The following is an 8,390-nucleotide window of genomic DNA, read 5'->3' on the forward strand; positions in this document are numbered from 1 at the left end:
CAGCAACGGTGCCCGCCTCGACCGGCGGGGCGCCGTGCGGGCCGCGGCGTGGGCGGCGCGCGCGCCCCAGGCCGCGCGGGGGGGGGGGGCCCCGGGGGGGCCCCCCCCCCCCCCCCCCCCCGGGGGGCCCGCCCGCGCCCGCCCCCGCTGTCGTATGTGCCGGACGAACCCGGAGGGTCGTCAGAGCGACAGCCGCTTGCGGGCCGCGGCGTATTCGTCGGCGAGTCGCTCGACGACGCGAGCGGTGGGAGCGATCCGGTCGATGACGGCGATGCCCTGACCCGCACCCCAGATGTCGCGCCACGCCTTCGCGGTGCCGCCGGGTTCGGTCTTGTCGTCACCCAGGTTCATCGCGGACGGATCCGAGGTGGCGAGGTTGTCGGGGTCCATGCCCGCGCGGCTGATGCTGCCCCGGAGGTAGTTGGCGTGCACGCCGCTGAACAGGTTCGTGTAGACGATGTCGGAGGCCGACGAGTCGACGAGCATCTGCTTGTACTCGTCCTGGGCGTGTGCCTCCGTCGTCGCGATGAACGCCGACCCGATGTACGCGAGATCCGCACCGGCAGCCTGCGCGGCGAGAATGGAATTGCCGTGCGCGATCGCGCCCGACAGCAGCAGCGGACCGTCGAACCAGGTGCGGATCTCCTGGACGAGAGCGAACGGAGACTGCGTGCCCGCATGTCCGCCGGCGCCGGTGGCGACCGCGATCAAGCCGTCGGCGCCCTTCTCGACGGCTTTCTTCGCGTACCGGTTGTCGATGACGTCGTGCAGGACGATGCCGCCGTACGAGTGGATCGCGTCGTTGACGTCGGTGCGTGCCCCGAGCGAGGTGATGACCAGCGGCACCTGGAACTCGACGATCGTCGCGAGGTCTTCTTCGAGGCGGTCGTTGGACCGGTGCACGATGAGGTTCACCGCGTACGGCGCGGACGGTGTCTCGGGATTGTCGGCGTCGTACCGGGCGAGTTCGTCGGTGATCCGGGTCAGCCACTCGCGCAGTTGCGAGTGCGGGCGGGCGTTGAGCGACGGGAACGACCCGACGACACCCGAAATGCATTGTGCGATCACGAGATCGGGGTTGGACACGATGAACATCGGCGATGCCACGACGGGCAGGCGCAGGCGATCCTTCAGAATCGGCGGCAGACTCATATACGTAACTCCTCGAGGGTGAGTGGTCAGGCTTGCTCTAGTTGTGCCGCCATGCGGGGGATCAGCGCCTGCAGGCCCTTGACGGGGCGGATCATGACTTTGAACCCGACGATCCGGTCCCGGTCGTCCCACTCGATCAGATCCACGCCGTTGACGTGTACGCCGTCGAGATCGGCGACGAATTCGAGCACCGCGGAGTTCGGGCCGTACCACTCGCCGACGTAGTGGAACCCGGTGTCGCCACCGAACACGGTGAGCGCCGCCCGGAGGTACGCGACCGTCTTGGCCTTGCCTTCCTGCGGGGTGAACACGGCGGGCGACAGGAACACGGCGTCGTCGGCGACGAGTACGTTTAGCGCGTCGAGGTCGTTCGTCTCGATCAGGTGATGCCATCGGTCGATCACTGCCGGGCGGGCGGGATGCGTCACGTGGGTTCGCCTCTCGGTGGGGTGGGTCCGAGCGTAGAGTCCGGCGACTAAACGGTCAACAGTGACTGTTCGTGATTTGGCCTCGCGTGGGGCGCGCGCGGGTGCCGGTCCCGGGCGGTGCAGCGGCAGAGGCTAAGGTACGACGGGGCGGCGCGTGTCGCGTGCCTCGTCGTGACATCGAAAGTGGAGGTAACCGGGATGTTTGAACTCTTCGGCATGATCGTCGTCGTGCTTTCGATCGCTGTCGTGACCGTCGGCACCCTGATCCTGCTCGTGATCTCGACGATCAACCCGCATTTCATGCAGCGCAAGGCCAAGAACCCGAGCCTGGTCAAGGCCGACGCACACCGCGCCGAGTAACCAGCCCGTCGGACCGGCCGGAGAGCGCCTACCCCCAGCCCAGCTGGTGGAGGCGCTCTTCTTCGATGCCGAAGTAGTGCGCGATCTCGTGGACCACCGTCACCAGCACTTCGTGGACGACGTCGTCGTCCGTCCGGCAGATATCGAGAATGGCGTCCCGGTAGATCGAAATCGTGTCCGGTAACGAGCCCGCGTAATGACTGTCGCGCTCGGTGAGCGCGATCCCCTGATACAGACCCAGCAGATCCGGTTCCTCGTCGTGGCGCGGTTCGACGAGCACCACGACGTTGTCGATCGCGCGCGCCAGTTCGGCCGGGATCTCGTCGAGCGCCTCCGAGACGAGCTCCTCGAAATGCTCGTCGCTCATGTGTACGCCCATCACTGACCCGGGAGGGGAACGGCGCCGGGCAGCGGACTCGGCAGCGACCTGCCCTCGGGCAGCGGTTCCGGCGCCACCGGCGGCTGGCCGTCGATGAGGATGTCACCCTTCGCCGATCCCGTGATGGATGCGAATCCGCCGCCTTCGACCTGCTTGCCGATCGAGCAGTTGACCTTACGGCTGCCTGCGAGCCAGCTGTCGTACCCGAGGTTGTCCCAGAACAACGTCAGCGTCTTGTTGCGGAGCGCCTGCGGGTCGCCCAGGTATTCGCCGACCAGTCGCGTGCACGTCTCCTCGAGGTACCTGTCCTGGTCTTCGATGCTGGGGAGACCTTCGGGGAACTGCGACGACAGATCGACGGTGGCGACGACCTCGAACGCGTGCGGTTTCGCGCAGTCGACGGGGTCGGCCGGGATGCCGTTGTTGATGCCGATGCACACTCCGGTGTCCCACGCCCGCGACTGGTCCTGCTCTGCCACCCGTCCCTCGATGGGGAGGAGATTGCCCGTCGTCGACGAGAACTGCAGACCGCACCGCAGCGTTCGTTCTCCGGCGGCCCATCCGGCCTCGCCGGGATTGATCAGACCGACGCTGAACTTGCCGACCGGATCGAATCGGCTCTCGAGATAGTCCATCGCCGCCGGGACACACAGTTCGTCGCGCAGGGCGGTGAACCGCATCACCGACGGGAATCGGGAACCCGGCCCCCACTCGGCACCCGGGAACGTGCTCAGATCGATGTCGGCGACCACCTCGAACAGGTGCCTCTGCTCGCAGTCGACCTTGGTGAGATCGCCGGCATCGAGAGCGGTCCAGGTGAGGCAGTCACCCGTCGAGGCGGTGCCGAACGCTTCGCCCGCCACCGCGCCCGTGGTCGCCACGCTCCGGCCGTTGTCGGTGGTTCCGTCGGTGGAACCCTCGAAACCCGCCACGACGAACGTCGCGACCGCCGCGAGCACAGCGCCCACGGCGACGAATATCAGCGCGCGTCGGGTCAGCCTCGCGGAAGGCGGGCGTCGGTGGGGCTGCTGCTCAGATTCTTCGGCCATCACGTTCCATCATGCCCGTTCGTGCGGCCGGCGGTAGCGTCGGATCATGACCGATGAGCCTATAGATCCGCGAATTCTCGAGATCGCCCAGCTTATGTTCGACGCGGCGCGCGCCGGCGATGCCGCGACCCTTGCCGAGTATGTGGACACGGGGGTGCCGGCGAACCTCACCAACGGTTCCGGCGACACGCTGGTCATGCTCGCGGCGTACCACGGTCATGCGGATGCGGTACGGGTGCTCGCCGAGCGGGGTGCAGATCTCGATCGCCTCAACGACAAGGGCCAGTCGCCGCTGGCGGGTGCCGTGTTCAAGGGAGCCGACGACGTCGTCCGGGTTCTGTCCGAAGCCGGTGCCGATCCACGGCTCGGGCATCCCACCGCAATCGATACGGCCAAGATGTTCGGGCGCGAGGAGTATCTGGAACTGTGGCAGCGGTAGGCTTCCAGTCGTGATCGACCTCAAGTTCCTCCGCGAGAATCCCGATGTCGTGCGTGAATCGCAGCGCACCCGAGGCGAAGATCCGGGCCTCGTCGATACCCTGCTCGAGGCCGATGCGGCGCGCCGGGCGGCTGTCCTCGCCGGCGACAACGCGCGAGCCGAACAGAAGGCTCTGGGTAAGAAGGTCGGCCAAGCCGCCCCGGAGGAGCGCGCCGCGCTTCTCGAGGGAGCGAAGGAACTGGCCGCCAAGGTCAAGGAACTCGAGGTCGAGCAGAACGCCGCCGAGCAGACCCGGGAGCGCGCACACCTCGCGATCTCCAACGTCGTGGAGGGCGCCCCCGCCGGTGGCGAGGACGATTTCATCACCCTCGAGACCGTCGGTGAGCTGCCCACCTTCGACTTCGAGCCCAAGGATCACCTCGCGCTCGGTGAGTCGCTCGGGCTGATCGACATGGAACGCGGAGCCAAGGTGTCGGGTGCGCGGTTCTACTTCCTCACCGGCTACGGCGCGCTGCTGCAGCTCGGCCTGCTGCAGCTCGCCGCGCAGAAGGCCACCGCGAACGGCTTCACCATGATGATCCCGCCGGTGCTCGTGCGTCCCGAGGTCATGCAGGGCACCGGGTTCCTCGGGCAGCACGCCGACGAGGTGTACCACCTGGAAGAGGACGATCTGTACCTGGTCGGTACGTCCGAGGTTCCGCTCGCGGGCTACCACTCGGGCGAGATCCTGGACCTGGAGAAGGGCCCGAAGCGGTACGCGGGCTGGTCGTCGTGCTTCCGCCGCGAGGCCGGCAGCTACGGCAAGGACACGCGCGGCATCATCCGCGTGCACCAGTTCGACAAGGTCGAGATGTTCGTCTACTGCAAGCCGGAGGACGCTGCTGCCGAGCATCAGCGTCTGCTGTCGTGGGAGCGCGAGATGCTCGCCTCGATCGACGTGCCCTACCGGATCATCGACATCGCCGGTGGCGACCTCGGATCGTCGGCGGCCCGGAAGTTCGACTGCGAAGCCTGGGTGCCCACGCAGGAGCGCTACCGCGAGCTCACGTCGACGTCCAACTGCACGACCTTCCAGGGCCGCCGGCTCAACGTCCGGTATCGCGACGAGAACGGCAAGCCGCAGATCGCGGCGACCCTCAACGGAACGCTCGCGACCACGCGTTGGCTCGTCGCGCTGCTCGAGAACCACCAGCAGGCCGACGGCTCGGTGAAGGTGCCGGCGGCGCTGGTGCCCTTCGTCGGGCGCGAGGTGCTCGAGCCCGTCGTCTGAGCTGAGCCGCTCGGGCTCACTCGTCGAAGGTGTGGTTACGCGCGCTCACTCGCGGTGACGCACGACGTTGATCACGTTGCCATCCGGTGCCCGGACCAGGAATCGGCGCACACCCCACTCCTCGGTGGTGAGAGGGTGGACGATCTCGTAGCCGGCCTGCCGGGCTTCGTCGTATGCGGCATCGACGTCGTCCGTGTGGACGGACATCACCGCATCCTCCGGTGCGGTGGCGTCACCGCTGACGAGCTGGACGTGCGCTCCGCTGTCGGGATCGGTGTAGCGGGCCACCCAGCCCATGTCGAACTCTTCGGTACTCAACCCCAGGTAGTCGCGGTAGAAATCCTTGGCCGATTCGACGTCGGATACATGAAGGTTGGTGGTGATGCGCCTGGCATGCATGTCGTCCTCCTACGCGGCGGGTACACCGATCGTCGGCGCAGGGCGCCTCGATGTCGACCCTTCGAGCTGCGGGCGCGACGAACCGAGGCGCTCCAACCCTGACGCGTCGGGTTCAGCGCAGAACCAGGCAGGTCGAGGACGCGGTGGCGATCAGTCGGCCGTCCGCGTCGCGCGCCTCGCCCCGCGCGGTCGCGGTGCGACGCCCGGTGTACTCGCAGAACCCGTGGACACGCACGGCGGACTGTCCGGGCTGGATCGGCCTTATGTACCGGACCTGCAGGTCCAACGTCGTGTACCCCACTCCGGCCTCGAGCGTGCTCGACACGCTCAGTCCCATGGCGGTGTCGAACATCGCCGCGAGCACGCCGCCGTGCACGCTGCCGACGGCGTTGGCGTGGAACTCCTGAGGTTCGATGCACACCTCGACGAACCCTTCGCGGGCGTCGGTGACGGCGAAACCGAGGGTCCGCGACGTCGGATGCTGCGGGATGGAACCGTCGATCATGCCGCGCAGGAAGTCGAGGCCGTGCATGTCACGATTGGCGGCAGCGGTGGGCGCCGGATCGTCCCAGGTGTAGGTGCGCGAGCGCTCGGGCGCATTCTCCTCGGTCACCGTCCGACCGTATCCGATGCCCGAAAAGGGGAGTGACAGGCACCGGGGACGCGTGGCACCCTGGCATCATGCGCCGACGACGTTGATCCGAACCGCACGATCCCCTGTCCTGCCGGGCTATATCGGTCCGTGCAGTGTCCGTCCGCGCCGTGGCCTATGCCTCGATCCGGGAGTTCGTGCCGTTCTACGGCCTGTACGCCCTGCTGTTCGAAGATCACGGCCTCAGCGCCGGCAGCATCTCGTCCCTGTTCGTCCTCTGGTCGGTGGTCGCCTTCGTCTCCGAGGTGCCGTCGGGCGCCTGGGCGGACACGGTGTCGCGACGGGCACTCCTCGCCGGAAGCGGCGTCCTGCTCACCGCGGCCTTCACGATGTGGCTCGTGTGGCCGACGTACTGGGGATTCGCCGCCGGTTTCGCGCTGTGGGGCCTCGGTGAGTCGCTGAAATCCGGCACGTTCGAAGCACTCGTCTACGACGGACTGGCCGCGCGCGGCGGCGAACACCGGTACGCAGCCGTGATGGGTTATGCCGCCGCCGGGGAGATGGTGTGCGTGTTCGCCGCGACGCTGTCTGCGGCCCCGCTGTTCGGCCTGGGCGGTTACGCGCTCGTCGGATGGACGTCGGTGGCGATCACGGTCGCCGGCACGCTGCTGGTGTTCACACTCCCGGCCGCGCCGAAATCGACGGAGGCCGACGAGATCGACGGCCCCGGCGACACCCTCGCGGCGCGGTACCTCGCACGCCTGCGCGACGGCACGAACGAGGTCCGCACCGATTCCGCCGTCCGTCGCGCCGTTGTTCTCACCGCTGCGCTGCTCGCGTGTCTCGCGTTCGACGAGTACTTCGGGTTGCTCGCCCGGGAGGACGGCGCGAGTACGGAATTCGTACCCGTTCTCGTCGCGCTCACCGTCGTCGGGCAGGTCGTCGGCGCGGCAACGGCGGGACGCGGCGCGCAGATGCGCGGCCGGGCGATGGGCGTGATCGTGACGATCGGCGCGCTGGCCCTGGCCCTGGGCGCTCTCGCAGGGGGCGTCGGGGGCTTCGTGGCCATCGGTCTCGGCTACGGCGCCCTGCACCACACCGCGATCGTGGCCGAAGCGCGACTCCAGGAGACGATGTCTGGCCGCGCCCGCGCCACGGTGTCGTCCGTCGTGGGCGTCACGAGCGAGATGCTGTCGGTGGCGATATTCGCCGGGTTCGCCCTCGGCTCGGTGTGGTTGCCCGTCGCGATCCTCGTCGCGGCGGCAACGATGCCACTGTTCGTCCTGGGAGCCGTGGCCGGCCGGATGCTTCCTTCCGCCGCGAAGGGGGAGCCCTCAGGAAGCCCTTAACTCGTCCGCCTAGATTACGGAGCATGTATGCCCGTTTTCTCCCTATTTCCCTCATCGCCGCCGGTGCCGTCATGGTCGGCACCGGCTCCGTGTTCGCCTACACCGACGACCCGCAGGTGACGGTCGTCGCCGAGACCGCGGGCAGCGGTGACACGCCGGATGCCGCCGCGGTCGCCGCCGCCCGGGACACCCTGCAGCAGGCGAGTCTCCCGCTGGCCCTGCTCAACGGCGGAGTGGGACAACTCGCCGACGGAAGCCGCCAACTCGACGTCGGCGCACAACAACTCGCCGACGGACTCACGCAGGCGCACGAGGGCGGTAAGCAGCTCGCGGACGGACTCGGCCAACTCGAAGGCGGAGTGGGGCAACTCGGAGACGGCGCGTCGCAGATCTCGTCGGGCGTCGACGAGGTGGTCACGCGGCTCAGCGGGTTCGGTGAGATGCAGGGATCGGTGACGGCACGGCTCTCCGTCGTCGCCGACACACTCTCCATGAGCGGTGATCCGGTCTCGGCTGGTACCGCCGACGAACTGCGTTCCCTCGTCGACATGCTGAACAGCCAGGGTCTCGGACCGGACACACTCGACCAACTCGGGCAACTGCGCGACGGTGCTCGGCAGCTGTCCTACGAATTGACCTCGCCCGACGCACAATTCGTCGCGGGAATGTCTCAGGCCGCCGACGGGTCCCGGCAGCTGCGCGACGGGCTGATGCAGCTCGACGACGGCGGCCGTCAGCTCGTCGACGGCACGGGGCAGCTCGTGGGCGGAGTCGAGCCGGTCGGCAACGTCGTCAAGGGGATTTCGGAGAACGTGAGTGAGGCCACGGGAGTGCTCCCCGCGCGACCGTCCTCGGCAACTTCCGACGGTACGTCGGAACAGGTTGCCGCCGGTGTCGACGAAGCCGGTGTCGCGGCACGGCAATGGTGGCCGTACGCCTTGATCGCCGCGGGAGCTGTCGCGCTCGCCGCGGC

The 8,390-nt window shown here is 68.1% G+C and carries 11 protein-coding genes; 5 read left to right on the top strand and 6 right to left on the bottom strand.

The window, feature by feature from the left end:
* Positions 1-180: 180 nt before the first annotated feature.
* Both TVH25_RS19770 and TVH25_RS19775 read right to left on the bottom strand, forming a co-directional pair.
* Positions 181-1,152, bottom strand: coding sequence for an NAD(P)H-dependent flavin oxidoreductase (locus tag TVH25_RS19770; RefSeq protein WP_169620797.1), 972 nt, complete (start codon positions 1,150-1,152; stop codon positions 181-183).
* A gap of 26 nt (positions 1,153-1,178) precedes the next feature.
* Positions 1,179-1,580: a nuclear transport factor 2 family protein gene (locus TVH25_RS19775; protein ID WP_422425282.1), complete on the bottom strand. Its 402-nt coding sequence runs from the start codon at positions 1,578-1,580 to the stop codon at positions 1,179-1,181.
* A 198-nt stretch (positions 1,581-1,778) separates the two neighbouring features.
* Between TVH25_RS19775 and TVH25_RS19780 the strand changes: the two genes are divergently transcribed.
* Positions 1,779-1,940, top strand: a complete 162-nt coding sequence (locus TVH25_RS19780; protein ID WP_169620795.1) for a hypothetical protein — start codon at positions 1,779-1,781, stop codon at positions 1,938-1,940.
* Between the two features lie 28 nt (positions 1,941-1,968).
* Here TVH25_RS19780 and TVH25_RS19785 read toward each other — a convergent pair whose 3' ends face one another.
* Entirely contained in the window at positions 1,969-2,307 is a 339-nt protein-coding gene (locus tag TVH25_RS19785; RefSeq protein ID WP_169620794.1) for a metallopeptidase family protein, read from the bottom strand.
* A gap of 11 nt (positions 2,308-2,318) precedes the next feature.
* Complete coding sequence (locus TVH25_RS19790) at positions 2,319-3,368, bottom strand: septum formation family protein (RefSeq protein ID WP_169620793.1); 1,050 nt, start codon at positions 3,366-3,368, stop codon at positions 2,319-2,321.
* 46 nt (positions 3,369-3,414) lie between these two features.
* On the opposite strand from TVH25_RS19790, the gene TVH25_RS19795 reads away from it, so the two are divergent.
* Positions 3,415-3,807 carry an ankyrin repeat domain-containing protein gene (locus tag TVH25_RS19795; RefSeq protein WP_422425283.1) on the top strand — a complete coding sequence of 131 codons (393 nt, stop codon included), beginning with the start codon at positions 3,415-3,417 and terminating at the stop codon, positions 3,805-3,807.
* A gap of 10 nt (positions 3,808-3,817) precedes the next feature.
* A complete protein-coding gene (serS, locus tag TVH25_RS19800; RefSeq protein ID WP_169620791.1) occupies positions 3,818-5,077 on the top strand; it encodes a serine--tRNA ligase in 1,260 nt (419 codons plus the stop codon).
* Positions 5,078-5,122: 45 nt separating this feature from the next.
* Here the strand turns inward: serS and TVH25_RS19805 are convergent, their stop codons facing one another.
* The gene (locus TVH25_RS19805) at positions 5,123-5,476 is read right to left on the bottom strand and encodes a VOC family protein (RefSeq protein ID WP_296550632.1); all 354 of its coding nucleotides are present in this window, start codon (positions 5,474-5,476) and stop codon (positions 5,123-5,125) included.
* Positions 5,477-5,588: 112 nt separating this feature from the next.
* A complete protein-coding gene (locus TVH25_RS19810; protein ID WP_169621059.1) occupies positions 5,589-6,008 on the bottom strand; it encodes a hotdog fold thioesterase in 420 nt (139 codons plus the stop codon).
* Positions 6,009-6,223: 215 nt separating this feature from the next.
* Here TVH25_RS19810 and TVH25_RS19815 point away from each other — a divergent pair, with 215 nt between their 5' ends.
* Complete coding sequence (locus tag TVH25_RS19815) at positions 6,224-7,417, top strand: MFS transporter (RefSeq protein WP_422425284.1); 1,194 nt, start codon at positions 6,224-6,226, stop codon at positions 7,415-7,417.
* A gap of 23 nt (positions 7,418-7,440) precedes the next feature.
* A partial coding sequence (locus TVH25_RS19820; RefSeq protein ID WP_422425285.1) for a hypothetical protein occupies positions 7,441-8,390 on the top strand: 950 nt, incomplete at its 3' end.

Origin of the sequence: Rhodococcus sp. 7Tela_A2, from assembly GCF_049311045.1 — a bacterium.
Classification (GTDB): Bacteria; Actinomycetota; Actinomycetes; order Mycobacteriales; family Mycobacteriaceae; genus Rhodococcus.

Coding starts and splice junctions, on each gene's coding strand:
- TVH25_RS19770 (WP_169620797.1), bottom strand. CDS start 1,152: ATGAGTCTGCCGCCGATTCTGAAGGATCGCCTGCGCCTGCCCGTCGTG.
- TVH25_RS19780 (WP_169620795.1), top strand. CDS start 1,779: ATGTTTGAACTCTTCGGCATGATCGTCGTCGTGCTTTCGATCGCTGTC.
- TVH25_RS19785 (WP_169620794.1), bottom strand. CDS start 2,307: ATGAGCGACGAGCATTTCGAGGAGCTCGTCTCGGAGGCGCTCGACGAG.
- TVH25_RS19790 (WP_169620793.1), bottom strand. CDS start 3,368: ATGGCCGAAGAATCTGAGCAGCAGCCCCACCGACGCCCGCCTTCCGCG.
- TVH25_RS19795 (WP_422425283.1), top strand. CDS start 3,415: ATGACCGATGAGCCTATAGATCCGCGAATTCTCGAGATCGCCCAGCTT.
- TVH25_RS19805 (WP_296550632.1), bottom strand. CDS start 5,476: ATGCATGCCAGGCGCATCACCACCAACCTTCATGTATCCGACGTCGAA.
- TVH25_RS19810 (WP_169621059.1), bottom strand. CDS start 6,008: ATGCACGGCCTCGACTTCCTGCGCGGCATGATCGACGGTTCCATCCCG.